Raw genomic sequence first — 24372 nt, forward strand, 5'->3', positions numbered from 1 at the left:
GGTTTTGGCAGGCAATTGACTTAAAAACAATCCAAAAAAAACCGCTCTCGAGAGAGCGGTTTTTTTTGTCTGATGCAATCAGCCAAACAACCAGCGCCACAGCAGTATCAGTACCAGCACCGCCAATATCGGCCGGGCGATACGATAAAGCTTGGGATTGCGGCGCTTCCACTGTTTGACCACGCCACTGAAGCGGTCACTGAAGGTTTTGCTCCAGGCGTAGGCCTTGTTGATCCCGCCAACGCGTTCGTCGTCCAGGTTCTGCGGCGCAGTCGCCTTACCCAGTTGCGCGCTGACCCAACGGTTGATACGGGTCATCAGCGGGCTGGTCAATGGCCGCTCGATATCGCAAAACAGAATGACGCGGGTGATATCGGTTTCGTTCTTGACCCAGTGCACATAAGTCTCGTCGAACATCACGTCTTCACCATCACGCCAGGCGTATTCCTCGCCATCGACAAAGATGCGGCAAGCGTCGGAGTTGGGGGTCGACAGGCCCAGGTGGTAACGCAGCGATCCGGCAAACGGGTCGCGGTGCGGGTTGAGGTGGCTACCGCCCGGCAACAGGGCAAACATCGCGCCTTTGACGTTGGGGATGCTGTTGACCAATTCAACGGTTTTGGGGCACAGCAATTCAGCCGATGGCAGCGCCTTGTCGTACCACTTGAGGTAAAAGCGCTTCCAGCCCTTTTTGAAGAACGAACCGAAGCCTGCGTCGTTGTTCTTCTCGGCGGCGCGTATATAGCCCTCATCGAACAAGTGCATGGCTTCTTCGCGGATCGCTTGCCAGTTGTCCTTGAGCACATCCAGCTCGGGGAACTTGCTGCGGTCCAGGTACGGCTTGGACGGTACCCCGGAGAACAGGTACATCAGGGCGTTGTAGGGCGCAAAGAACGCGGAGTGGTTGACGAATTGGCGCAACACCGGCAAGCGTGCCTTGCCGCGCAGGTGCACGTAAAGAATGCTGCCGACAAATAACAGTATGAGCCCTGCCTTGATGGCGAAGGATAAGGTCATGCAACAACTCCTCAAAAATACCGTGCAGCATCAATAGCCCGATGTAGCAGCAGGCCATGATAAACACTACAGGCGTAGGACAAAACCCACGAATCCAAATAATCAGTATTAAGTCTTACGCAACAGCAGGCTGATTATTCAGAAACTTGGGCATTAGCCACTTGATTTGAGTCAGTTGCACAAACTCTGCGGGGAACGGGCGCGCCACCCCCCGCACAATGTTACGGGTGCAATTCCTGCTCGCTGAACAGGTCGCTGAACAGGAAGCTCGACAGATAACGCTCGCCCGAATCGGGGAGGATCACGACGATGGTCTTGCCTTGCATTTCCGGGGTTTCCGCCAGTCGCACCGCCACGGCCATCGCTGCACCGCAGGAGATACCGCACAAGATGCCCTCTTCCTGCATCAGGCGCAGGGCCATGGCCTTGGATTCGTCATCGCTGACCAGTTCGACCTTGTCGACGATCGACAGATCAAGGTTTTTGGGGACGAAACCGGCACCGATGCCCTGGATCTTGTGCGGTGAAGGCTTGATTTCTTCTCCGGCCAACGCCTGGGTGATCACCGGCGAGGTGATGGGCTCGACGGCCACCGACAGAATCGGCTTGCCCTGGGTGTGCTTGATGTAGCGTGAAACCCCGGTGATCGTGCCGCCGGTGCCGACGCCAGAAACCAGTACATCAACGCCGCCATCGGTGTCGTTCCAGATTTCCGGGCCGGTGGTTTTTTCGTGGATCGCGGGGTTGGCCGGGTTCTCAAACTGCTGCGGCATGAAATACCTGGCCGGGTCGCTGGCCTGAATTTCTGCGGCTTTGTCGATCGCGCCCTTCATGCCCTTGGCCGGCTCGGTCAAGACCAGCTCGGCACCCAGCGCCTTGAGTACCTTGCGCCGCTCGATGCTCATCGATGACGGCATGGTCAGCATCAATTTGTAACCACGCGCCGCTGCGACAAACGCCAGGCCGATCCCCGTGTTCCCCGACGTAGGCTCGATGATGGTCATGCCCGGCTTGAGTACGCCACGGCTTTCGGCATCCCAGATCATGTTGGCGCCAATCCGGCATTTAACTGAATAACCGGGGTTGCGGCCTTCGATCTTGGCCAGGATGGTCACGCCGCGCGGCGCAATGCTGTTGATCTGGACTAAAGGCGTGTTGCCGATGGATTGGGCGTTGTCTGCATAAATGCGGCTCATGGCGGGGTCCTTGTGCACCTTTTGGGAAGATCCCAAGGGTAGGCCTCACGCTGACATGCGTCCAGTCATGGCGTGACGCCTCATTCAGGGACTGAATGGCGCGTCTGCGTTCACGTCAGGCGGGCAGCGCGTTATAGTCGGACATACTTTTCAGTTCTCCCGCCCTGCCCCTTGCAGGACCCGGGTCATGGTTTGAGGAATTGCAGATGAAGTTTGAAGGCACACACGCCTATGTGGCCACCGATGACCTGAAACTGGCGGTCAACGCGGCCATTACCCTGGAGCGGCCGCTGCTGGTCAAGGGCGAGCCCGGCACCGGTAAAACCATGCTTGCCGAGCAACTGGCTGAATCCTTTGGCTGCAAGCTGATCACCTGGCATATCAAGTCAACCACCAAGGCCCACCAGGGCCTCTATGAGTACGACGCAGTCAGTCGCCTGCGTGACTCGCAACTGGGTGTCGACAAGGTTCACGATGTGCGCAACTACCTTAAAAAGGGCAAGTTGTGGGAAGCCTTCGAGGCCGAAGAACGCGTCATCCTGCTGATCGACGAGATCGACAAGGCAGACATCGAGTTCCCCAATGACCTGCTGCAAGAACTCGACAAGATGGAGTTCTACGTTTACGAGACGGACGAGACGATCAAGGCCAAGGTGCGCCCGATCATCATCATTACCTCCAATAACGAAAAAGAACTGCCGGACGCCTTCCTGCGCCGCTGCTTCTTCCACTACATCAGTTTCCCGGACCGCACCACGCTGCAGAAAATCGTCGACGTGCACTTCCCCAACATCAAGAAAGAGCTGGTCAGCGAAGCGCTTGATGTGTTTTTCGATGTGCGCAAGGTCCCGGGCTTAAAGAAAAAACCTTCCACCTCCGAGCTGGTCGACTGGCTCAAGTTGCTGATGGCCGACAATATCGGCGAAGCGGTGTTGCGCGAACGTGATCCGACCAAAGCCATTCCGCCACTGGCCGGTGCCCTGGTGAAAAACGAGCAGGATGTGCAATTGCTTGAGCGCCTGGCGTTTATGAGCCGCCGCCCCAATCGCTGATTTCCGAGAAGGCGAAAAGCATGCTGCTTAATCTGTTCAATGAAATGCGTGCGGCCAAGGTGCCGGTTTCAGTGCGTGAGCTGCTGGACCTGATCAACGCCCTGAAAAACCGGGTGACCTTCGCCGATATGGACGAGTTCTATTATCTGGCCCGTACGATCCTGGTGAAGGACGAGCGCCATTTCGACAAGTTCGACCGCGCATTTGGCGCCTATTTCAATGGTCTGCAAAACCTCAATGAACACCTGGAGGCACTGATCCCCGAAGACTGGCTGCGCAAGGAGTTCGAACGCTCGCTGAGCGACGAAGATCGCGCCCAGCTGCAGTCACTGGGCGGGCTGGACAAGCTGATCGAGGCGTTCAAGCAGCGTCTGGAAGAGCAAAAGGAACGCCATGCCGGCGGCAACAAATGGATCGGCACCGGTGGCACCAGTCCGTTCGGCTCGGGCGGTTATCACCCCGAAGGCATCCGCGTGGGCGATGCTGGCGCACGTCAGGGCAAGGCGGCCAAGGTCTGGGAACAGCGCGAGTACAAGAACCTGGATGATCAGGTCGAGCTGGGCACGCGCAATATCAAGGTCGCGCTGCGTCGGCTACGTAAATTCGCCCGCCAGGGCGCAGCGGATGAGCTGGATATCGATGGCACCATCGACCACACCGCTCGCGATGCCGGGTTGCTGAATATTCAGATGCGCCCGGAGCGGCGCAACAATATCAAACTGCTGTTGCTATTCGATATCGGCGGTTCGATGGACGCCCATATCAAAATTTGTGAAGAGCTGTTTTCCGCGTGCAGAACCGAGTTCAAACATCTGGAGTACTACTACTTTCACAACTTTATCTATGAATCGGTGTGGAAGAACAACCAGCGTCGTCAGGTTGAGCGCATCTCGACCCAGGACCTGCTGAACAAATATGGCGCGGATTACAAAGTGATCTTTATCGGTGACGCGACGATGGGGCCCTATGAGATCACCCATGCCGGGGGCAGTGTCGAGCACTGGAATGAAGAGCCGGGCTACAAGTGGATGCAGCGTTTTATGGAGAAATACAAAAAGCTGGTGTGGATTAACCCGTATCCCAAGGACACATGGCATTACACGGCTTCGATCGGGATCGTACGTGATCTGATTGAAGACCGCATGTATCCGCTCACCCTTGAAGGGCTGGAAGAAGGGATGCGGTTTTTGGCCAAATAATTCAGCGCGGTGAGTGTGGCAGCGGGCTTGCTCGCGATGGTTTCGACGCGGTGTTCCTGCTTTACCGCGCCGCCTGAATCGCGAGCAAGCCCGCTCCCACATAAATGGCGCTAAGCCACAAACCGCCGCATAAACACCACATGCTGGCGTTGCGCCGCCTCCTGCGTGGTTGGACGCATATGCACGCCCTCCCCCGGCAAGCACTGGGCCAGTCGCGCCAGCGCCAAAGGCGTCAAGGCGCCAAGTCGCGGGTAACCGCCAATGGTCTGGCGGTCATTGAGCAGCACGATCGGCTGGCCATCCGGCGGCACTTGAATGGCGCCCAGCGGTATCCCTTCCGAGATCATCGGTGCGCCCTGATACACCAACGCAGGCCCCAGCAAACGGATGCCCATGCGATCGGCGCGAGTGTCCAGCGTCCAGGCGCTGTTGAAAGCATCGAAGGTACTTTGCCCGCTGAAAGCACCCATTTGCGCGCCCATTACCACGTCCAGCGCCGGATTGGCGCTGAATACCGGTTGCAGTTCGCATGGCAACTCTCGCAATTGCCCGGCATGCCCGGCGTACGTCAATTCATCACCTGCCACCAGCCCGCGACCAAAACCATCCGGCCCGCCGAGCTGCTCACGAGCGACAGTCGCGCAACTGCCCAGCACTTGCGGCGCAACAAAGCCCGCGGGCGCTGCCAGATAAGCCCGGGCACCGCTCAGCGGCCGGGTAAATACAAGGGTCTGGCCTTGCTTCAGGACAAAACTGCGCCAGGGCTTGAGCGGCTGCCCGTCAATGGTGGCCGCCAGGTCCGCGCCCGCCAATGCCAGAGTGCAATCGGCCTTGGCAACAAGGGTCAGGCCGCCCAGGGTGATTTCAATCACCGCTGCATCCGGCGAATTGCCCAGCAGCCAGTTGGCCCAGGCCATCGACAGCCAGTCTGCGGCGCCGCCCTGGGTTACGCCCAAATGCCGCACGCCAAAACGCCCCGCGTCTTGCAGCAGGCACAATGGAGTGCTGGCCTGAATCAATAAGTGGCTCATGCCAAGGCCTCCTGAGGCGTGTCGTCACCGCCCAGGCGGATAAATTCAGCATGGGACACGGGTGCAAACTGCACCCTGTCACCGGGTTGCATCAGGCTGTAGCCATCACGTTCGCGATCAAACAGCGCGCTCGGCGTACGCCCGACCAGGTTCCAGCCCCCCGGGGATTGCGCCGGGTAGGCTGCCGTCTGTCGCTCGGCAATGCCCACGCTGCCACTGGCCACACGCTTGCGCGGGGTATTCAGGCGTGGCGCGGCCAGAGCCTCTTCAACCAGCCCCATAAAGGCAAAACCTGGAGCAAAACCGAGGGCAAACACCTGGTATTCGTGCTCACTGTGCCGGCGAATCACTTCGCTTACCGAGCAGCCGGCGCGCTGGGCCAGCAACGTCAGTTCCGGGCCCACGCTCACGTCGTACCACACGGGCAGCACATGACACTGGCCAAGGTTGCGGGTTTCCGGGCGCAGGTCGGTCAAGGCCTGGGCGATCAATTCACGGGCCTGGGCCGGGGTCAGCGCCAGCCCGTCGTAATGCACCATCATTGTGGTGTAGGACGGCACCAGATCGATCAGATGCACCGCAAAGCAGGTGCGGATCCGCTCGCTGGCAGCCAGTATCCAGGGCATGTTGCTTTCGGCAATTTCATCAAACAGGCGCAGCATCAGGCAATCGATGGCGACCACTTCGATACGCGGCTTCATGCCCGCGCCTGCTGCTCAAGGGCTTCGCGAATACGCTGCACGGCAGCAATCGAGCTAATGTTGTCGCCATGCACACACAGGGTATCAGCGTGCAAATGCAGGGCACTGCCGTCACTGGCAACCAAGGCCTTGCCCGCTGCAATGGTCAGGGCCTGCTGCACGATGACATCCGCATCGTGGTGGACTGCCCCCGGTAGTTGTCGCGAGACCAGCCGCCCGGCGTTGTCGTAGGCGCGGTCGGCAAAGGCTTCAAACCACAGTGTTACCCCAAACTCGTCGCCGATTGCCTGGGCGGCGCTGTTGTCGCGCGTGGCCATCAGCATGAGCGGCAAGCTGGAATCGTAAGCGGCCACAGCCTGAACCACTGCCCGCAGCTGTACCGGGTTGGCCATCATGTCGTTGTACATCGCGCCGTGGGGTTTGACATAGCTGACCTGCACACCCTGTGCGCGGCAAATACCGTCCAGTGCACCGATCTGATAATGCAGCAGATCCTGCACTTCCTGCGCCGAATAGCTCATGGATCGGCGCCCAAAGCCCGCCAGATCCTGATACGCCGGATGAGCACCGATCTTCACATTATGCGCCACAGCCAGGGCCACGGTTTTGCGCATGATGCCCGGGTCGCCGGCATGAAAGCCGCAGGCAATGTTGGCGCAATCGATAAACGGCATGACTTCGGCATCCAGGCCCATGGTCCAGCTGCCAAAACTCTCACCAATGTCACAATTCAATAACAGGCGGCTCACGATGATGCTCCTGTGGTCTTTTTATAGATTAGGTAGGAGCATTTTTCGACAGGCGCGGGCCATTCGTCCAACTAATAAAAGCCGGGCTCGGGCATAAGAAAAATTTGATTGCTTAACATTTCTTGTGAAAGGGGATATTCCCCCGGGGTCAGTAGCTGCGCTCGCGGCGGGCAATGCGCTCACGCTGGCGTTTGCCGCCGAGCACGACCCAGTCCACCAGCCGCAGGAAACCTTCGATAATGAAGGAGAACAGCAAGGCACCCGCCATCGCCCAACCAATGGCGCTCGGCGACAACAACACCTGGTAGGTGTAGGCGTTCAGGGTTTCTTCGCGAATGGCCGGGTCAGCCGCATAGGCCACTTGCAGGGCGCGCATGTACCATGGGCCCTGCATGGCCTGGAACTGCTCATCAAGCAGGCGTTGACGGTTGAGCAAGGTGCCGAGGCTGCCGGCATCACTGCGAAAAACCGGGTCATCGCTGGCCTGGTAATGGGCCACCAGCGCTTGCAGATCACCCTTGAAAAACTGGTTGGCGGTGTTCTGGAACCCCGCCAACCCGGTCTGGGCCTCGATCAGATGAGCTTCAACACGGTTGGCGTAATCATTGATAAACCCCGGCACTTGCACACCGATCAGCAGGCCAAGGGTAAACAATACCAACCGCAGGTAGCTCAGGAACATACACACCCATCCTTATTCGGTTATGCCCTGGCTGACGCATTCACCGCGTCGCCACAGACTCCATTGGCCCGGTTCGTAGCGTGTCCAGGTTTCGTTTTCAGTCAGTGGCTCGGTGGCAATCACGGTGACTACATCGTTGGGCGTGGTCTCTGCCTGAAAATCGACGATAACATCGACATCTTTCAGGCGCGCCGGGCCAAACGGGGCTCGCCGGGTAATTTGCGCCAGCTTGGTCGAGCAATAACAGAAAAGCCAGTCGCCATCACTGAGCAGGCAATTGAACACGCCTTTGCTGCGAAACTCGGCGCAGGCCTCGACCAGCACCGGCAGGATACGTTCGACGTCGACCGGCTCCGGGAAGGCTTCACGAACCCGGTTGAGCAGGTCACAGAACGCTGCTTCGCTGTCGGTGTCACCAATAGGGCGATAAAAACTCGTACTCGGAGAAAAGTCGGCCAACTGGCCATTGTGCGCAAAACACCAGTTGCGTCCCCACAGCTCGCGAACAAACGGGTGGGTATTGGACAGGCACACCTTGCCCACGTTGGCCTGGCGGATATGGCCAATCACCACTTCGCTTTTGATCGGGTAACGCTGTACCAGCAGGGCGACTTCGGAGTCGCAACTGGCGGCAGGATCCTGGAACAGGCGCAGGCCACGACCTTCGTAGAAGGCAATGCCCCAGCCATCACGATGCGGGCCGGTGCGCCCGCCGCGCTGCATCAGGCCGGTAAAGCTGAACACAATATCAGTCGGGACGTTGGCGCTCATGCCCAATAATTCACACACGCTCGCACTCTCGCATTCAGGCTGGACGAAACAAAATTACAACCGCGGCTCAACCCGTGACGGGCCCGATGCACGCGGCGCACTCTTTGGAACATGACGGTCATCGCCGGCCGGGCCAAAAGGCTGGTCGTCTTCAGGATCGGCCTGACGGGCTTTGGCAGCCGCGGCGGCTTGCGCCTTGCGGGCTTTGCCGGAGCGCTCGATCGGCCAGCGGATCAGCACAAATATAGCGTAAACGCACAGTGCAATTATGGCGTACATCAGCAGATCAGAGACCGCGCGCCAGGCGTTGTCGCCCACTTTAAAGGCCAGATCCAGAGCAGCAATCGCCACTGCAGGGGCAAATTTTTCCTTGACCGGGTCAATGATGGTCGGGCTGAACAGCAACACGGCCATTAATACCCGCAACGGTTCGCGCAACCAGCGCCACATAAAGCGGGTCATGCGGCACCATACGAGCAGGCAGCCCAAAGCAGCAAAGGCGTAAAGGCCCCAGGCGATCAGATAGTCGTTCTCGGTCATGGTATCCATGGTCGGCAGGCAATGAGAGGCTATGATAACGGCTTTTAGGCAGTGCGGCTGCAACGCCGTCAGCGTCACTTATTTTTCATGCAGATTTCAGAGCACACTCAATGACCCAATCAGCCTCCCCAATCAGCGCTCCTATCGCACATAAGATCGAGGGCTCAGACCCTTACTCGTGGCTGCAAAACCGCGACAGTGACGAGGTTTTGGACTACCTGAAAGCCGAAAACAGTTATCAGGAGGCGCAGTTGGCCGACCAGGCTGAATTGCGGGAGACGCTGTTTCAAGAGATCAAGGGACGGATTCGCGAGACTGATCTGTCGCTGCCCTCCCCCTGGGGCCCGTATCTGTATTACACGCGCACCAACGCCGGCGATGAATACGCTCGCCACTACCGTTGCCCGCGCCCGGCCGATGACAGCCAGCAGGTGGACGAGAACGCCGAACATTTGTTGCTGGACCCCAATGCATTGGCCGATGGTGGCTTTATTTCTCTGGGGGCGTTCAGTATCAGCCCCGATCACCAGCGCCTGGCCTACAGCCTGGACACCAGCGGCGAAGAAACCTACCGCCTGTTTGTAAAAGAGCTGGGCAGCGGTACGGTCACCGAGCTGCCGTTTGAAGACTGCGATGGCAGCATGACTTGGGCGAATGACAGCCAGACCCTGTTTTTCGCCGGGCTGGACGACACCCATCGTCCGCACAAGTTGTTTCGCCACACCCTCGGCGAAACAGCTGCCCATGAAGTATTCCATGAAGCGGACGGGAGGTTTTTCCTGCACTGCTACCGCTCTAGCTCTGAACAGCAACTGATTTTGTTGCTTAACAGTAAAACCACCAGCGAAACCTGGGTGCTGGACGCCAACCTGCCGCGCCAGCCCTTCAGCTGTCTGGCACTACGGGTTGAAAACCACGACTACAGCGTCGATCACGGCCTGTTTGAAGGCCAGTGGGCGTGGTTTATCCGCACCAATCAGGACGGCATCAACTTTGCCCTGTATTACGCCTTCGGCGAGGTGCCGTCACGCAATGACTGGCAGCCACTGATTGCCCATAGTGACAGCGTGATGCTGGAAAGCATGACCCTCAACGCCCAAGCCTTGTGCCTGAGCCTGCGCGAGGGCGGCTTGCCCATTATCGAAATCCGCCCCGACGGCCTGGCGCCATATCGCGTGCAATTGCCGGACGCGGCCTACAGCCTGTATGTGCAAGACAGCCTGGAATTTGACAGCAAGTACATTCGCCTTCGCTACGAGGCGCTGAATCGCCCGGCACAAGTGCGCCAGTTGACCCTTGCCACAGGCGAGCAAAGCGTTCTCAAGGAAACCCCTGTGCTGGGGCCATTCAACGCCGATGATTACGTCAGCCATCGTTTATGGGCCACCGCCCCCGATGGTACTCAGGTGCCGATCAGCCTGGTGGTCAAACGCGATGTGCTGGGCAAACCTGTACCGCTCTACCTGTATGGCTACGGGGCCTATGGCGAATGCCTTGACCCGTGGTTTTCCCATGCCCGTCTAAGCCTGCTTGATCGTGGCGTGGCCTTTGCCATTGCCCATGTGCGTGGCGGCGGCGAGCTGGGCGAGGCCTGGTATCGCGCGGGCAAGCAGGAACACAAACACAACACCTTCACCGACTTTATCGCCTGCGCCGAACACCTGATCGACCAAGGGCTGACCCGCAGCGAACAACTGGTCATCAGTGGCGGCAGCGCCGGTGGCCTGTTGATCGGTGCCGTACTCAATCAGCGCCCGGAACTGTTCAAGGCAGCGATTGCCGAAGTGCCGTTTGTGGATGTGCTCAACACCATGCTCGACCCGGAACTGCCGCTGACCGTCACCGAATACGACGAATGGGGCAACCCGCAAGACCCCGAGGTCTATGAACGGATCAAGGCTTACGCGCCCTATGAAAACGTTACCGCGCAGGCTTACCCGTCAATGCTGGTGATTGCCGGGTACAACGACAGTCGCGTGCAGTACTGGGAAGCGGCCAAATGGGTGGCCAAGCTGCGCGCCAGCAAGACCGACAACAACCTGCTGTTGCTCAAGACTGAACTGGAGGCGGGCCATGGCGGCATGAGCGGGCGTTATCAGGGCTTGCGCGACGTGGCGCTGGAATATGCATTTGTGTTCAAGGTGCTGGGGATTTGACAGCCCCGCCGATCACACCCCTCTTCAACCGTTAGAGATACTGTAACCGTGGGAGCGAGCCTGCTCGCGAAGATCGTTCGCGAGCAGGCTCGCTCCCACAAAGGCAAAGCATCAGCTCGGTGGATGCACGGTCAATCCTGCGGGCTTTTGCCCTTCGGGTCTTTAAGCTCCAGCCCCGGCAGTGGCTGATCCTTGGGCGGCTGCGGCAGGTCGATCGGTGGCAGCGGTATCAGGCTGCCACTACCGTCCACAGGCTTGGGCACGGCGCGCGGGGTGATTTGCGGGTACGGGGTTGGCGTGGCGGTGCCCGGCGAACCCGGCGCGGCTGTCACGGGGGTAATCGGTACTGTGGTCAATTCCGCTGCCTGGGCCGCACTTATCAAGAGCGCGCACCCTGCAATGGCCGTTAGAATAGTTCGTTTCATCAATCACTCCGTTGCCAGACCGGCTTGTCTGCCCTCAGGCTACTCGTAACCTGCGGTTTTTGCCCCCCTCAATGAGATTTCCATGAAACGTTTTGTTTTGCTCGACACCACTCCGATCCCCGAAAACGGCGGCGCCTTGTGCCTGTTCGAGTATGGCGAAGACTTCGTGATCAAGATTCAGGGTGGTGATGGCGGCCAGCTGATGAACACCCGCATGCACGGCTCCGAAGACGCACTGGCCGAAATACCTTGCCGCAAAGTCGCAGGACGCCAGCAATCGCGGGTACTGATCGGTGGGCTGGGCATGGGCTTTACCCTGGCTTCGGCACTCAAACATCTGGGTAAAACGGCTGAAGTGGTGGTTGCCGAACTGGTACCCGGCGTTGTGGAATGGAACCGCGGCCCGCTGGGCGAAAAATCGGGCAACCCGTTGCAAGACCCACGCACCGTGATTCGCATGGAAGACGTGGCCAAGGTGCTGCAAGCCGAACCCAACGGTTTTGACGCAATCATGCTCGACGTCGACAACGGCCCTGAAGGCCTGACCCAAAAAGCCAATAGCTGGCTGTATTCGGCCGGCGGCCTGAGTGCCTGCGCCAAGGCCTTGCGCCCCAAAGGCATACTGGCGGTATGGTCTGCCAGTGCCGACAAACAATTTTCGGACAAACTGCGCAAAGCCGGTTTCAAGGCTGAGGAAGTCCAGGTGTTTGCCCACGGCAACAAGGGCACCCGACACACCATCTGGATTGCAGAAAAAATCAAAGGCTGATCAACAGCTAAACTTAACGACATAACCGTCATTAGTCTTACAAGGTGAACCCATGAGTTCGGCGAATCCACCCTCCCACACCGCCAAGCTGGATCGCATCCTGGCCGATGCCCAGCGTGACCGCGAAATGGGCTATCGCGACAAGGCCCTGAAAATGTACCCCCACGTGTGCGGCCGCTGCGCCCGTGAATTTGCCGGCAAGCGCCTGAGCGAGCTGACTGTTCACCACCGCGACCACAACCACGACAACAACCCGCAGGACGGCTCCAACTGGGAGCTGCTGTGCCTGTACTGCCATGATAACGAACACTCGCGCTACACAGACCAGCAGTATTTTTCGGACAGTTCCACCAGCAGCCCGAAAATTGCCAAGGCCACCCACAACCCGTTCGCCGCGCTGGCCGGGCTGATGAAAAAAGACGAGTAGCCTGTTTTCGTTGCAACTGCCGAAACTGCGTCCGATTGCGCAGCGATCGTAAAACCAGAGCCCGCGACTTCACGAGCAGACCGCAAGGCTCGGGCTTTACGACGACTCCGTCGCCGGACGCAGCCTGCGGCAGCTGCTACGGAGTTTGGGACAACACAGGTATACTCGCGTCTTTTTTCGCAAGGGCTCGGGCACGTGGCAAACAAACGGTACAGCTGCATTGGTTTGTATAACCCCAAATCACCGGAAAACGTCGGCTCGGTGATGCGTGCGGCTGGTTGCTACAACGTGGCGTCGGTGTTTTATACCGGCAAGCGCTATGAACGCGCCCGCGACTTCATCACCGATACCAAGAAAGTCCATCAGGATATCCCGCTGATCGGTATCGATGACCTGAAAAAAATCATCCCCCTGGGCTGTATCCCCGTCGCCGTAGAAATGGTCGAGGGCGCGCGCCCATTGCCCGAGTACACCCACCCGGATCGGGCGATTTATATCTTTGGCCCGGAAGACGGATCCCTCGGCAAGGATGTGCTGGAATGGTGTGAGGACGTGATTTACATCCCCACCACCGGCTGCATGAACCTGGCTGCAACAGTCAACGTGGTGCTCTACGACCGCTTGGCCAAGGGCAACAATACCCGTTCCGGGCCCAAGTTCGGCTAGGTCAGACCTTGCCTCTGTTCTGCTGGCTGGCACTCCAGTCCACCAGCAGGCTGTAGGCGATGGCGAGCAAGGTGGGGCCGATGAACAGGCCGATAAAGCCGAAAGCTATCAAGCCGCCAAACACGCCTAGCAGCACGATCACCAGTGGCAGGTTGCCGCCCCGACTGATCAGATAAGGCTTGAGCACGTTATCGACACCGCTGATGATCAGCGTGCCCCAGATGCCGAGAAAGATCGCCATCCCGTAGTCACCCTTCCAGACCAGCCAGGCCGTGGCAGGCACCCAGATCAGCGGCGGCCCCATCGGAATCAGGCTGAGCAGGAACGTAGCCAGCCCAAGCACCAGCGCCCCCGGCACGCCGGCAATCAAGAAGCCGATCAATGCCAGCAATGCCTGCGCCGCTGCGGTGCCGATCACACCGTTGACCACGCGCTGCACGGTACCGGCCACCAGCTCCTGATAATAATCCGCGCGCTCACCAATCAGGCGCTCCAGCAAACCGTGTACAAAACTCGCCAGACGCGGCCCGTCACGATAGAAAAAAAACACAAAAACAATGCTCAGTGTCAGTTCAAGAATACCGCTGCCGATCTGCGCACTGCGCGCCAGCAACCAGTTACCGACCTGCCCCAGGTAAGGCTTGATGGCCACCAGCATTGCCGCACCCTGCTCGTCGATGGTGTTCCAGATGCCCACCAGACGCTCCCCCACCAGCGGCAGACCGGCCAGCCAGGCCGGCGCTTCAGGCAAACCTTCAAGCTGCACATCCTTGACGAAGGTGGTGGCATCGCGAACATGATCTGCCAGGTTCAACCCCAGCCACACCAGAGGCCCGGCCACCAACAGCATCCAGCCCAGGGTAAGGATGCCGGCAGCGAGCGACTCGCGCCCACCGAGCAAGCGTGTCAGCAGGCGCATCAGGGGCCAGCTGGCAAATGCCAGTACCGCGCCCCAGAACAAGGCCGACCAGAAAGGGGCCATCACCCACAGGCTGGCACCGAACAACACCAGGAGCAGAATCTGCACCAGCAGGCGATCGTTATTGAGCATGTGTGTTCCACAGAAAATTCAGAAATCAAAGAAGGACGACGACTACGTAGAGTGTAGTCGTCGTTTACACAGGCTTAACGCAACAGTTCGATGCGCAACCCTTTGGCCTGACCGTCACCCAGTTCCAGGCGCGACGCCCGTACACCGTTAGCGATCAGCGCATCGCGCCAGGCGCCAGCCTTGGCACCGGTTAAACTGACCCTGGAGGTTGCATCCAGGTTCAATGCCCTTGAAATTAACGTCAGCCACTGAGTGTCCGGGTCGCCCGCAAGCTTGGGAAAATCCAGCTCGCCCGTGCTTTTAAGCTGGCGTTGCAGGGTGGCCGAGGTAGGCAACAGTTCTCCCAGATCGGCACTCGCCTGCATCTGCTCAACGTGCAGATAGGCCTTGCGATTGCCCCGATTGATCCCGTACAGGGCAACCAGCTGGTTCTGAGCGGGGGCCGCACGGCGCAGCAGCAAGTAAGACTGCTGCTCGTCGGAGCCCACCAGCTTGGAATTGCCGAACACTTCATTGGCCCACAGGCTGCTTTCGCCACAGTCACGAGCCTGACACCAGAACAACAACTTGGCGCCCTGCTTTTGCAACGCCTCGCGTGCAGCGGTAAAGGCTTCGGTGGCCGAGTGCTCGGCAGGCAGCTCGTAGGTGACGGCCGTTATCTGACCACGGGCATTGACCTGCCCTTCGAATCGCAGGCGGCCGCTGATCTTGCGGATCGAGCCCATCGGGTAGATACGTTCGACATCGGGCCGCACGCTGTAATCGACAATCTGCGCGTCCGCGAGGCGCGGCACATCCGGCAAATCACTGCTGCCGGGCACATCGCTGGCCCAAAGTAACGGGCTCAAACAGCCCAGGCCCAGAGCCAGGATAAATCGGCTGGGTATTTTCATCGGCGCACATCACCGGGTGATGACGTGTGGCTGAGCATCCTCACGATAGAGACCGGGTGGCCTTTCGGGGTCGCAGCGGTGTACAGATCTATCATGGTTGTCTCCCATTTCAACCCGCCAAGCCTCGACAGTTGCTAGCCGCAAGTCAAGGAACAGCGAAGAAGCGATTGAAACAGTCTGCAACAAGGATCGCTCCCGCCTCGTCATTCAGGTGCAAATGATGGCCACCCGGCAACCGTTCCAGGTTGAAGGGTAGCCGATCCAGTAGCTCGGGGTGGCTGGCCAGCATGCCCTGCTGCGCCACCACCAGGGTGGTCGGGCAACTCACCCGTCGTACAAAGGACATCGCCTGCTCGTCACTCAGGCGCAAGGGCGATGGCAAGGTGAGCCGGCTGTCGCTGCGCCAGCTGTAGCCGCCGGGCACGGGCATCAGCCCGCGCTGGGCGAGCAGCTCGGCGGCCTCACGGCTGACGGCTACCAGGCCTTTCATCCGCGCTTCGACAGCCCGGTCGAGTGTCGGATGCACCGACTTGCGCTTGTGCTCCAGATCGAGCTGCGCCTGCAGGGCCTGGCCCATGCGCTCGGCGGCATCACCCTCGGGGCCGCTGCGCGCGACAATGCCATCAATCAGCCCCATGCGGGTCACGCGCTCCGGGAACGAACCGGCAATGACCACAGACACAATGGCACCCAGTGAGTGCCCAAGCAGAGCAAAACGCTCCCAGCCCAGTTGCTCGGCCACGCACAGTACATCAAAGGCATAGTCCGCCAGCGCATAGCCGGCGCCACGGGGACGGTGATCGGAATGGCCATGCCCGGCAAAATCCAGGGCCACGATACGCAAGCCCGCCAGCTTTGGCGCCAGCCGGGCAAAGCTGTTGGCGTTGTCCAGCCAGCCATGCAGGGCGATAACAGGCAAGCCATCCTCGGGGCCGAATATATGTGCAGCCAGCTCGATATGCGGCAGGCTCAGACGAATTTCTTCAACCACAGGGCTCATGCGAAATGCTCGTTAAAGGCCGGGATGACGGAGTTCCCAGCGGGCAAAAATCTGTTTCAGCAGGCTGGCGGTATCCTGCGGCTGCTCAAGCGGGAACATGTGCCCGCCCGGCACGCTCAACGCCTCGCCGTTGGGCATGCGCGCCACCGCCCTGGCATGATGGTTCATGACCACGCGGCTGTCGCGACCACGCACCACGGTCAGCGGCACCTGCAACTTGAAGGCCTGCCCCGGACTGGTATGCGGAACGCTGCGATAGATATCGATTTCGGTGGCAGGGTCAAAGCGCAACCGCAAACACTCATCCACAGGTTGCAAACCGTGCTCCAGATAGGCCTCGAAGCAATCGGGGTCAAAGCTGCGAAACAGTGATTTGCCGGCAAAGTAAGCGCGTGCCGCTTCACGGTCGGCAAACTCTTCACGCCGCCCCAGCGTGCGACCGGCGGGGGTCAAGCGATCAATCAGGCCAAAGCGCTTGGCCGCGCGAATCACCCATTGATCAGTGCGCGTCAACACCGGCGAATCCAGCATGACGACGCCCCGGTAAAGCTGCGGGCAGCGGATTGCGGCATGCAAATGCAACATCCCGCCCAGCGAGTGACCCACGCCCAATACGGGCCCGGCTTGCTGGCGAAGATGATATATCAGCTCATCGACCAGGTTATGCCAGTTGTTGTCCACCGGGTAACGCGGGTCATGCCCGTGCTGTGACAAATGCGTCACGCAAAAATCCGGCGCCAGGGCATTGAACAACTTCCCGTACGTGGCTGAAGGGAAGCCGTTGGCATGGGCGAAAAAAATCTGCCGAGACATACAAGGCATCCAGATGTAGGAAGAATGCCGTATTGTCTGCAGGAATATTCTTCATATCAATGACCGTATGCGCCATGAGTGACGACACTACGGCCATTGACTGACCGTTTGATCACCGCGCTGGGGGTGTTTCACCCAGGGGCACAACGGCGATGGTCAGGCGCGAGATGCAGTTTATTTTACCGCTGTCGTCGCTCAGGCGGATATCCCACACATGGGTGGTGCGACCGATATGGACCGGGCGTGCGATTGCACTCACCCGGCCGCTGCGCACGCCACGCAAGTGGTTGGCATTGACCTCAAGGCCCACACAATAGAATTTTTGCGTATCGATGCACATGTAGCTGGCCATCGAGCCGAGTGTTTCTGCCAGCACCACCGACGCACCGCCATGCAGCAAGCCGAAGGGCTGGTGGGTACGATGGTCCACTACCATGCTTGCGGTGATGGAGTTGTCGTCAAACGCATCGAACGTGATGTCCAGCACATCGCAAATGGTGTTTTTGCGCATTTCATTGAGGCGTGCCAGATCTGGCTGGGTCGTCCACAAGCTCATGTGGTCATTCCTTGGTCAGTGAGTGTTGGTGACGGAGCCACTGGCCCTCGACGCAAGCGTCAAATGCCATTAACCCGCCCCCAACTATCTTGCACTACGACCGTACTGTGCAACCGCTGCAATGCTCAGGGGTGATATGCGCTGAGCAATGTCATGCTGCCCGCCAGCGGCCACTCACCTTCAAGCTCCACCAGGCTGGCCGTGTGCATGGGCTGCGGTTGCCGCATGTGCCCGTGCAGCATCAGGCTGATCAATTCACCTACAAACGGCTGATGACTGACCAACAGCACATTGCCGCTGTCCGGCAGTTTGCCGAGCGCATACTTGGGTTCACTTTCGGGCGTCAGCCAGGGCACGCTGACGGGTGGCGATGAAAAGCCCAGGGCCTGGCAAACCAACGCGGCGGTTTGCTGGGCGCGCACATAAGGACTGACCAGAATGCAGTCCAGCGGCTGGCCAATCAAATGAGCGGCGCTGCCCAGCACCTGCTCACGCCCGTGGGGGGTCAGCTCACGCTCGGCATCACGGCGGGCATGGGGCTCGGCTTCGCCATGACGCAGAATCCAGACTTTCATGGCTTGGTCCCTTCACCATTGGCGCCTGGCGTGTAGGGCGCTTCGCCTTCAGGTGCCCGCGGCACTGGCCAGTCGGCGAACGGCCAGGGTTTTTGTTCGGTGTGAAAACTGCCGAAACGACCGATCTGCGCCAGGTAAAGGCTCAGGCTGTCACCAAAGTTCATCAAGCCGCCATTGGGCGCACCGTAGACCACACGGTAAATCAACTGCACCAGCACCAGCCCGCCAAGAACCAGTTGTGCCACCTGCCAGACCAGCAGGAAAACCAGCATCCACAGCACGCGCAAAACAAGCGACTCGTACTTGGGTGCGTTTTTAGTGTCGTTCATGTGCTGCTCCTGTGGTGCTCAGTTAAAACCGCTGGTGGAGATAAAGTCGACATCGGTCTTGGGCTCGCCACGCATCAATTGCCCGATCACCTGCTCCAGGGTGTAGCCCTCGAACAGGATTGCGTGCAACCCGGCAACCAATGGCATGTAAACGTTCAGTTCCTGCGCCTTGGCCTTGAGTACCTTGAGGGTATTCACGCCTTCGGCCACTTCACCCAGGCGGGTAACGGCATCTTCAAGGCTCAGCCCCTGCCCCAGGGCAAAGCCGACCTGATAGTTGCGGCTTTTAGGCGATGAGCAGGTAACGATCAAGTCGCCTACTCCTGCCAGCCCGAGAAAGGTCATGGGGTTGGCACCCTGGCTGACGGCGAAGCGAGTCATTTCTGCCAAGGCACGGGTAATCAGCATGCTTTTGGTGTTCTCGCCCATACCCAGCGCCACGGCCATGCCGGCGATGATCGCGTAAACGTTTTTCAGGGCCCCGCCCAGCTCCACGCCAAAGCGGTCGGCACTGGCGTAGACACGGAACGTGCGGCCATGCAGTGCAGCCTGCACGCGGGTGCAGAGTTCTTCATCGGCGCTGGCGACCACGGTGGCAGTCAGCGCATGTTCGGCCACCTCGCGGGCGAGGTTGGGCCCGGACAGCACACCGATGCGTGCCTGCGGGGCGATTTCTTCAAGGATCTCGCTCATCAGCTTGAAGCTGTGGGCTTCAATCCCCTTGGTCAGGCTGACCAGCATCTTGCCGCTCAGGCGCCCGGCATGCTCCGCCAGCACACTGCGCAAGGCGCTGGACGGCAAAGCCACGAAGCACAACTGGCAGGCATCGAGTGTGGCCTGCAAGTCAGTGACCGGCTCGACCCCGGGATGAATCTTGATACCTTTAAGGTAACGAGGGTTTTCACGGTTGAGGCGAATGGCCTCGGCTTGCTCGGGGTCGCGCATCCACTGATGCACTCGATGACCGTTTTCTGCCAGCAAGTTGGCCACGGCGGTGCCAAAGCTTCCGCCTCCCAAGACCGCAATAGCGTGCTGTTCAGTCATATGCAATCCCGTTATCCATCTAGCAGTGGCAATGACGGCATTATACGGAGCACATCCCCCGCGACCAGCCCCACAGCATATAGATGGCCATGACTGAAAAAGAACAGGACCTCGGTTACCATGCGGTTCCGGTACTCACACCCAGAGGCAGCATTGCTGCACTTCAAAATGAACACGCGCAGGTCAAGGATGACAATGGACAGTGGAAATGGACTGACGCACTGGCGACTGACCGACGGAGCCGCGTTCCCATGATGACTCGCAGCCGGTGGGACATCCACACCCGCACGCAGATGATGAGTCTGGGCCCGGCCCTGCTATTGACGCTGTTGCTGATCAGCTTTTTTACCTTCGTACGAATCCAGGATTTGCGCCAGGAACTCAAGCACACCGGCCAATTGATCGCCAACCAGCTGGCACCCGCCACCGAGTACGGGATCATGTCGGGGAACAACGATGTGCTGGAAACCCTGATCAACGCCTCGCTGAACATTCCCCATGTTCAATTCGTGCAGGTACAGAACCGGGCCAACGACATACTGGCCCACGCCGAGCATCCCGCGCCCAATGCTGACAAGAGCTCGCAGGTTGAAGTGTTTCAGGCGCCGGTCAGAGTGCAGAAGAGCCCCTCCGGCGGTTATTTACTGCTCGGCAATCGACAGGCTGCGGACCTCACAGAAGATTATCTGGGCCGGGTACTGGTCGGCATGTCCGGCGAAGCGTTCAGCACGCGCCAGCAGGAAATCCTGCTCAAGGCCGTGATTCTTGCCTTGTTTGCCCTGGGCTTCACTTATCTGCTGGCCAAGCGCCTGGCGTCCAACCTGTCCAGGCCCATCAGTGACATGAGCAAGGCGGTCAAGGCCATCCAGTACGGCGACTATAAAACCCCCTTGCCCGTGGTCGACGACGGCGAGCTGGGCACATTGGCCCAACACATCAACAACCTGGCCACAGGCCTTGAGCAAGCCAGCCGCGAGCAACAATCTGCCATTGCGCAATTGATCCAGACACGTGAAGAAGCCGAGCGTGCCAACCGTGCGAAAACCGACTTCCTGGCCATGATGAGTCACGAACTGCGCACCCCCATGAACGGCGTACTGGGCATGCTGCAACTGCTGGAAACCACGCAGATGACCGAAGAGCAGGCCGAATATGCCGCCCTGGCATCGGAATCCACCGAACACTTGCTCAAGGTCATCAACGATATCCTCGATTTCTCCCGAATCGAACGCTCAGCGCTGGAGCTGGAGCGTATCCCCTTCAACCTCGCCGAAATGGTCAGCAACTGCGCCCAGGCATTCCAGCACAATGCCGTGCAACGTGGCCTGCACTTGCAACTGAACATTCCTGAAGGCCTGCAGGACTTGCCTGTACTGGGCGATCCGACCCGGATCCGGCAAATCCTGGTCAACCTGATCGGTAATGCCCTGAAGTTCACTGAACGGGGTCAGGTCATTATCGAACCGCTCTGGCAACAACTGGATCACGAACTAATCTGGTTTACCTGCGCCGTACGTGACAGCGGTATCGGGATCAACAGCGAAAAACTGGACGCCATGTTCACCGCCTTCCAGCAGGCCGACAGCTCTATTTCCCGACGTTATGGCGGCACCGGGCTGGGCCTGCCCATCGCCCGCACACTGGCGGAGCGAATGGGCGGCACGCTGCACGCCATGAGCGAAGAGGCCCAAGGCTCGGTGTTCACTCTCGAAATCCCGCTGCAACTGCATCAACCCGTCACGCTCAGCCAGAGACCGTTGCTGGAGCCTGGGGCCATCTGTGCACCCGGGCGCAAAGTGCTGCTGGTGGAAGACAACCAGGTCAACCAGACCGTCATTGAGGCCATGCTAAGCAGCCTGGGGTATGAAGTGACTATGGTCAGTGACGGTGCACAGGCCATTCACTTTGCCAACAACGAGCGCTTCGCCGCGATCTTGATGGACTGCCGGCTGCCGATCATCAACGGCTATGAAGCCACCCGGCAAATCCGCCAGTTGCCCGGTTGCCGGGCCCTGCCCATCATCGCCCTGACCGCCAATGCCCTGCAGGGCGACCGGGAGACCTGCCTGCAGGCCGGAATGAACGATTACCTGGCAAAGCCGTTCAAACGCGCTGACCTGGAACAAATTCTGCAGCGCTGGGTCCAGTAACTTATGGCTAAAAGGCCACCTGCGACTGGCGTAAAAGACAAAAGTGCGGCAGTCTTAGGCACCCGAATGGGCCACTGAACCGGCCCGATTTAAATTTTCAGTGCACAAGTGTACATTCTTGTCCTTTGCGCTGTGACTTTCACTACAACGCAATAGTCTATGTGTAGGCTGGCGAACTGAAACACCTGTGTTTCAGTTGGTCGGGAAGATTTGCCCCACCCGCCGCATGGGATTATTGAGGAGCTCGCATGACCAAACAAAACGCCTTTACTCGGGAAGATCTGCTGCGCTGTAGCCGCGGCGAACTGTTCGGCCCGGGTAACGCGCAACTGCCCGCCCCTAACATGCTGATGGTAGATCGCATCACCCATATCAGCGAAGAGGGTGGCAAGTACGGCAAAGGTGAATTGGTCGCCGAGCTGGATATCACCCCGGATCTGTGGTTCTTCGCCTGCCATTTCGAAGGCGATCCGGTGATGCCGGGCTGCCTGGGCCTTGATGCCATGTGGCAGCTGGTCGGCTTCTACCTGGGCTGGCAGGGCCTGCCGGGCCGCGGTCGTGCCCTGGGTTCGGGCGAAGTGAAGTTCTTTGGCCAGGTCTTGCCGACCGCCAAGAAAGTCACCTACAACATTCAAATCAAGCGCGTCCTCAAGGGCAAGCTGAACCTGGCCATTGCCGATGGTTCGGTAACTGTCGACGGTCGCGAGATTTATACTGCCGAAGGCCTTCGGGTCGGCGTATTTACTTCCACTGACAACTTTTAAGGGTTATCCGCATGCGCCGCGTCGTTATCACTGGTCTGGGCATCGTTTCGTGCCTGGGCAATGACAAAGAGACCGTCTCCGCTAACCTGCGTGCAAGTCGCCCTGGCATCCGATTCAACCCGGAATATGCCGAAATGGGTCTGCGTAGCCAGGTTTCCGGCTCCATTGACCTGCCTCTCGAAGAGCTGATCGATCGCAAGATCTATCGCTTCGTCGGCCACGCAGCGGCTTACGCCTACCTGGCCATGAAAGACGCCATCACTGATTCGGGCCTGACCGAGGAGCAAGTCTCCAACCCGCGTACCGGCCTGATCGCCGGCTCCGGCGGCGCGTCGACCCTGAATCAGATGGAAGCACTCGACATCCTGCGTGAAAAAGGCGTCAAGCGTGTTGGCCCGTACCGCGTTACGCGGACCATGGGCAGCACCGTTTCCGCCTGCCTGGCCACCCCCTTCAAAATCAAGGGCGTGAACTACTCGATCTCCTCTGCCTGCGCCACCAGCGCCCATTGCATCGGCACTGCAGTCGAGCAGATCCAGCTGGGCAAGCAGGACATCGTATTTGCCGGCGGCGGCGAAGAAGAACATTGGAGCCAGTCGTTCCTGTTCGACGCCATGGGCGCCCTGTCCACCCAGTACAACGACACGCCTGAAAAAGCGTCCCGTGCCTACGACAAAAACCGCGACGGCTTTGTCATCGCCGGTGGCGGCGGCATGGTTGTTGTTGAAGAACTGGAACACGCCCTGGCCCGTGGCGCCAAGATCTACGCTGAAATCGTGGGCTACGGCGCAACATCCGACGGCTACGACATGGTTGCCCCAAGCGGTGAAGGCGCCATCCGCTGCATGCAGATGGCAATGGCCACCGTTGACGGCCCGATCGACTACCTCAACACCCACGGCACCTCTACTCCGGTAGGCGACGCCAAGGAAATGGAAGGTGTGCGCGCGGTATTCGGCGACAAGGCCCCGGCCATCAGTTCGACCAAAAGCCTGTCGGGTCACTCCCTGGGCGCCGCAGGCGTTCATGAAGCGATCTACTGCCTGCTGATGATGGAAGGCAATTTCATCGCTGGCTCGGCCAACATCGATGAGATCGATCCTGTCGTTGCCGACATGCCGATCCTGACCAAGACCCGCGAGAACGTCACGCTCAACAACGTGATGAGCAACAGCTTCGGCTTCGGTGGCACCAACGCCACTCTGGTCCTCAAGCGCTGGGCTGGCAAATAAGCCACCCGCTCGCGACGTAAAAAATGCCCCGACTGGTTCGGGGCATTTTTTTGTCCGAGGGAACGTACAGCCGCCAGCATGCTCTATAAAGATCAGGACGTTTAATCACTCCACGCTGAGGTTTGCCATGACTGTTACCGTTAATACCGTGTCACACGAAGGTTTTCGTCACAGCATCAAGATCGACGATTACGAAGTGTTCACCGATCTGCCCAAAACAATGGGCGGCGAAGGCAGCGCCCCTACCCCCCATGATTATTTCGATGCCGCCCTTGGCGCCTGCAAAGCGCTGACGCTCAAGCTATACGCACAGAGAAAAGAGATCCCGCTCACCGGAGTCACGGTTGAAGTCAAACACGACGCCAGCGAAGAACTGAAGGGCAAATATGCCCTGCACGTCAAACTGACCCTCAAGGGCGTACTGACCGACGCTCAGCGCGAGGAACTGCACAATGTGGCCGACAAGTGCCCGGTGCATAAACTGATGACCACCGCCGAGGTCACCATCGAAACCCACCTGTCTGAAGGCGCTTTCAGCCAGTAACGGCCTGCCGCCCGGATAAGCGCTGGGTTATGCTCAGCGC

Annotated in this window: 27 protein-coding genes; 10 read left to right on the forward strand and 17 right to left on the reverse strand. The window is 59.1% G+C overall.

The genetic code is table 11. The annotated features are described in order from the left end of the window. Positions 1 to 78 precede the first annotated feature (78 nt). Both ACP7BE_RS22975 and cysK read right to left on the reverse strand, forming a co-directional pair. Complete coding sequence (locus ACP7BE_RS22975; protein WP_088377780.1) at positions 79 to 1017, reverse strand: aspartyl/asparaginyl beta-hydroxylase domain-containing protein; 939 nt, start codon at positions 1015 to 1017, stop codon at positions 79 to 81. A gap of 221 nt (positions 1018 to 1238) precedes the next feature. Further along, a complete protein-coding gene (gene cysK / locus ACP7BE_RS22980) occupies positions 1239 to 2213 on the reverse strand; it encodes a cysteine synthase A (RefSeq protein WP_095002681.1) in 975 nt (324 codons plus the stop codon). Between the two features lie 206 nt (positions 2214 to 2419). Between cysK and ACP7BE_RS22985 the strand changes: the two genes are divergently transcribed. Together ACP7BE_RS22985 and ACP7BE_RS22990 are read left to right on the forward strand one after the other, a co-directional pair. Further along, the gene (locus ACP7BE_RS22985; protein ID WP_095002682.1) at positions 2420 to 3265 is read left to right on the forward strand and encodes an AAA family ATPase; all 846 of its coding nucleotides are present in this window, start codon (positions 2420 to 2422) and stop codon (positions 3263 to 3265) included. Between the two features lie 20 nt (positions 3266 to 3285). Further along, positions 3286 to 4464 (forward strand): vWA domain-containing protein, encoded by a 1179-nt coding sequence (locus ACP7BE_RS22990; RefSeq protein WP_095002683.1) that lies wholly within the window; start codon positions 3286 to 3288, stop codon positions 4462 to 4464. Positions 4465 to 4574: 110 nt separating this feature from the next. Here the strand turns inward: ACP7BE_RS22990 and ACP7BE_RS22995 are convergent, their stop codons facing one another. From ACP7BE_RS22995 to ACP7BE_RS23020, 6 genes are all read right to left on the reverse strand, one after another. After that, a complete protein-coding gene (locus ACP7BE_RS22995) occupies positions 4575 to 5495 on the reverse strand; it encodes a biotin-dependent carboxyltransferase family protein (RefSeq protein WP_095002684.1) in 921 nt (306 codons plus the stop codon). Beyond that, positions 5492 to 6196, reverse strand: a complete 705-nt coding sequence (locus tag ACP7BE_RS23000; protein WP_095002685.1) for a 5-oxoprolinase subunit B family protein — start codon at positions 6194 to 6196, stop codon at positions 5492 to 5494. Before ACP7BE_RS23000 ends, ACP7BE_RS22995 begins: the two co-directional genes overlap by 4 nt. Then, entirely contained in the window at positions 6193 to 6945 is a 753-nt protein-coding gene (locus ACP7BE_RS23005; protein ID WP_095002686.1) for a 5-oxoprolinase subunit PxpA, read from the reverse strand. The genes ACP7BE_RS23000 and ACP7BE_RS23005 overlap by 4 nt, the downstream gene beginning before the upstream one ends. Positions 6946 to 7093: 148 nt before the next feature. Further along, complete coding sequence (locus tag ACP7BE_RS23010) at positions 7094 to 7627, reverse strand: DUF2937 family protein (protein ID WP_095002687.1); 534 nt, start codon at positions 7625 to 7627, stop codon at positions 7094 to 7096. 12 nt (positions 7628 to 7639) lie between these two features. Continuing rightward, a complete protein-coding gene (locus ACP7BE_RS23015) occupies positions 7640 to 8416 on the reverse strand; it encodes a class II glutamine amidotransferase (protein WP_095002688.1) in 777 nt (258 codons plus the stop codon). A 36-nt stretch (positions 8417 to 8452) separates the two neighbouring features. Next, entirely contained in the window at positions 8453 to 8947 is a 495-nt protein-coding gene (locus ACP7BE_RS23020) for an MFS transporter (RefSeq protein ID WP_095002714.1), read from the reverse strand. A 101-nt stretch (positions 8948 to 9048) separates the two neighbouring features. Between ACP7BE_RS23020 and ACP7BE_RS23025 the strand changes: the two genes are divergently transcribed. Then, entirely contained in the window at positions 9049 to 11094 is a 2046-nt protein-coding gene (locus ACP7BE_RS23025) for a S9 family peptidase (protein ID WP_426107415.1), read from the forward strand. Positions 11095 to 11225: 131 nt separating this feature from the next. Here ACP7BE_RS23025 and ACP7BE_RS23030 read toward each other — a convergent pair whose 3' ends face one another. Continuing rightward, on the reverse strand, positions 11226 to 11519 hold the full coding sequence (locus ACP7BE_RS23030; RefSeq protein WP_095002690.1) for a hypothetical protein: 294 nt from the start codon (positions 11517 to 11519) through the stop codon (positions 11226 to 11228). Positions 11520 to 11601: 82 nt separating this feature from the next. Between ACP7BE_RS23030 and ACP7BE_RS23035 the strand changes: the two genes are divergently transcribed. From ACP7BE_RS23035 to ACP7BE_RS23045, 3 genes are all read left to right on the forward strand, one after another. Continuing rightward, positions 11602 to 12288: a spermidine synthase gene (locus ACP7BE_RS23035; RefSeq protein WP_095002691.1), complete on the forward strand. Its 687-nt coding sequence runs from the start codon at positions 11602 to 11604 to the stop codon at positions 12286 to 12288. A gap of 52 nt (positions 12289 to 12340) precedes the next feature. Then, positions 12341 to 12715 carry a YajD family HNH nuclease gene (locus tag ACP7BE_RS23040; RefSeq protein ID WP_016781673.1) on the forward strand — a complete coding sequence of 125 codons (375 nt, stop codon included), beginning with the start codon at positions 12341 to 12343 and terminating at the stop codon, positions 12713 to 12715. Between the two features lie 195 nt (positions 12716 to 12910). Next, positions 12911 to 13381: an RNA methyltransferase gene (locus ACP7BE_RS23045; protein WP_016781674.1), complete on the forward strand. Its 471-nt coding sequence runs from the start codon at positions 12911 to 12913 to the stop codon at positions 13379 to 13381. A 1-nt stretch (position 13382) separates the two neighbouring features. Here the strand turns inward: ACP7BE_RS23045 and ACP7BE_RS23050 are convergent, their stop codons facing one another. The 8 genes from ACP7BE_RS23050 to ACP7BE_RS23085 all read right to left on the reverse strand — a co-directional run bounded on the left by ACP7BE_RS23050 (position 13383) and on the right by ACP7BE_RS23085 (position 19642). After that, positions 13383 to 14432: an AI-2E family transporter gene (locus ACP7BE_RS23050; protein ID WP_095002692.1), complete on the reverse strand. Its 1050-nt coding sequence runs from the start codon at positions 14430 to 14432 to the stop codon at positions 13383 to 13385. 74 nt (positions 14433 to 14506) lie between these two features. Beyond that, positions 14507 to 15325, reverse strand: a complete 819-nt coding sequence (locus ACP7BE_RS23055) for a DUF4892 domain-containing protein (protein WP_426107419.1) — start codon at positions 15323 to 15325, stop codon at positions 14507 to 14509. A gap of 145 nt (positions 15326 to 15470) precedes the next feature. Then, positions 15471 to 16325: an alpha/beta fold hydrolase gene (locus ACP7BE_RS23060; RefSeq protein ID WP_095002694.1), complete on the reverse strand. Its 855-nt coding sequence runs from the start codon at positions 16323 to 16325 to the stop codon at positions 15471 to 15473. A 12-nt stretch (positions 16326 to 16337) separates the two neighbouring features. Then, positions 16338 to 17138: an alpha/beta fold hydrolase gene (locus ACP7BE_RS23065; RefSeq protein ID WP_095002695.1), complete on the reverse strand. Its 801-nt coding sequence runs from the start codon at positions 17136 to 17138 to the stop codon at positions 16338 to 16340. 112 nt (positions 17139 to 17250) lie between these two features. Next, the gene (locus ACP7BE_RS23070) at positions 17251 to 17694 is read right to left on the reverse strand and encodes a hotdog fold thioesterase (protein WP_095002696.1); all 444 of its coding nucleotides are present in this window, start codon (positions 17692 to 17694) and stop codon (positions 17251 to 17253) included. A 125-nt stretch (positions 17695 to 17819) separates the two neighbouring features. Continuing rightward, positions 17820 to 18269, reverse strand: a complete 450-nt coding sequence (sixA, locus tag ACP7BE_RS23075) for a phosphohistidine phosphatase SixA (protein ID WP_426107422.1) — start codon at positions 18267 to 18269, stop codon at positions 17820 to 17822. After that, on the reverse strand, positions 18266 to 18598 hold the full coding sequence (locus ACP7BE_RS23080) for a DUF4389 domain-containing protein (protein WP_095002698.1): 333 nt from the start codon (positions 18596 to 18598) through the stop codon (positions 18266 to 18268). The genes sixA and ACP7BE_RS23080 overlap by 4 nt, the downstream gene beginning before the upstream one ends. Positions 18599 to 18616: 18 nt before the next feature. Next, on the reverse strand, positions 18617 to 19642 hold the full coding sequence (locus ACP7BE_RS23085; RefSeq protein ID WP_095002699.1) for an NAD(P)H-dependent glycerol-3-phosphate dehydrogenase: 1026 nt from the start codon (positions 19640 to 19642) through the stop codon (positions 18617 to 18619). A 251-nt stretch (positions 19643 to 19893) separates the two neighbouring features. On the opposite strand from ACP7BE_RS23085, the gene ACP7BE_RS23090 reads away from it, so the two are divergent. From ACP7BE_RS23090 to ACP7BE_RS23105, 4 genes are all read left to right on the forward strand, one after another. Then, a complete protein-coding gene (locus ACP7BE_RS23090; protein WP_426107425.1) occupies positions 19894 to 21792 on the forward strand; it encodes a response regulator in 1899 nt (632 codons plus the stop codon). Between the two features lie 248 nt (positions 21793 to 22040). Further along, a complete protein-coding gene (fabA, locus tag ACP7BE_RS23095; RefSeq protein WP_003210552.1) occupies positions 22041 to 22556 on the forward strand; it encodes a 3-hydroxyacyl-[acyl-carrier-protein] dehydratase FabA in 516 nt (171 codons plus the stop codon). An 11-nt stretch (positions 22557 to 22567) separates the two neighbouring features. After that, on the forward strand, positions 22568 to 23788 hold the full coding sequence (gene fabB, locus ACP7BE_RS23100; RefSeq protein WP_426107428.1) for a beta-ketoacyl-ACP synthase I: 1221 nt from the start codon (positions 22568 to 22570) through the stop codon (positions 23786 to 23788). A gap of 127 nt (positions 23789 to 23915) precedes the next feature. Beyond that, positions 23916 to 24332: an OsmC family protein gene (locus ACP7BE_RS23105; protein ID WP_095002701.1), complete on the forward strand. Its 417-nt coding sequence runs from the start codon at positions 23916 to 23918 to the stop codon at positions 24330 to 24332. Positions 24333 to 24372 lie beyond the last annotated feature (40 nt).

The organism is Pseudomonas sp. TWR1-1-3, assembly GCF_049896805.1.
GTDB classification, from domain to species: Bacteria; Pseudomonadota; Gammaproteobacteria; order Pseudomonadales; family Pseudomonadaceae; genus Aquipseudomonas; species Aquipseudomonas bubulae.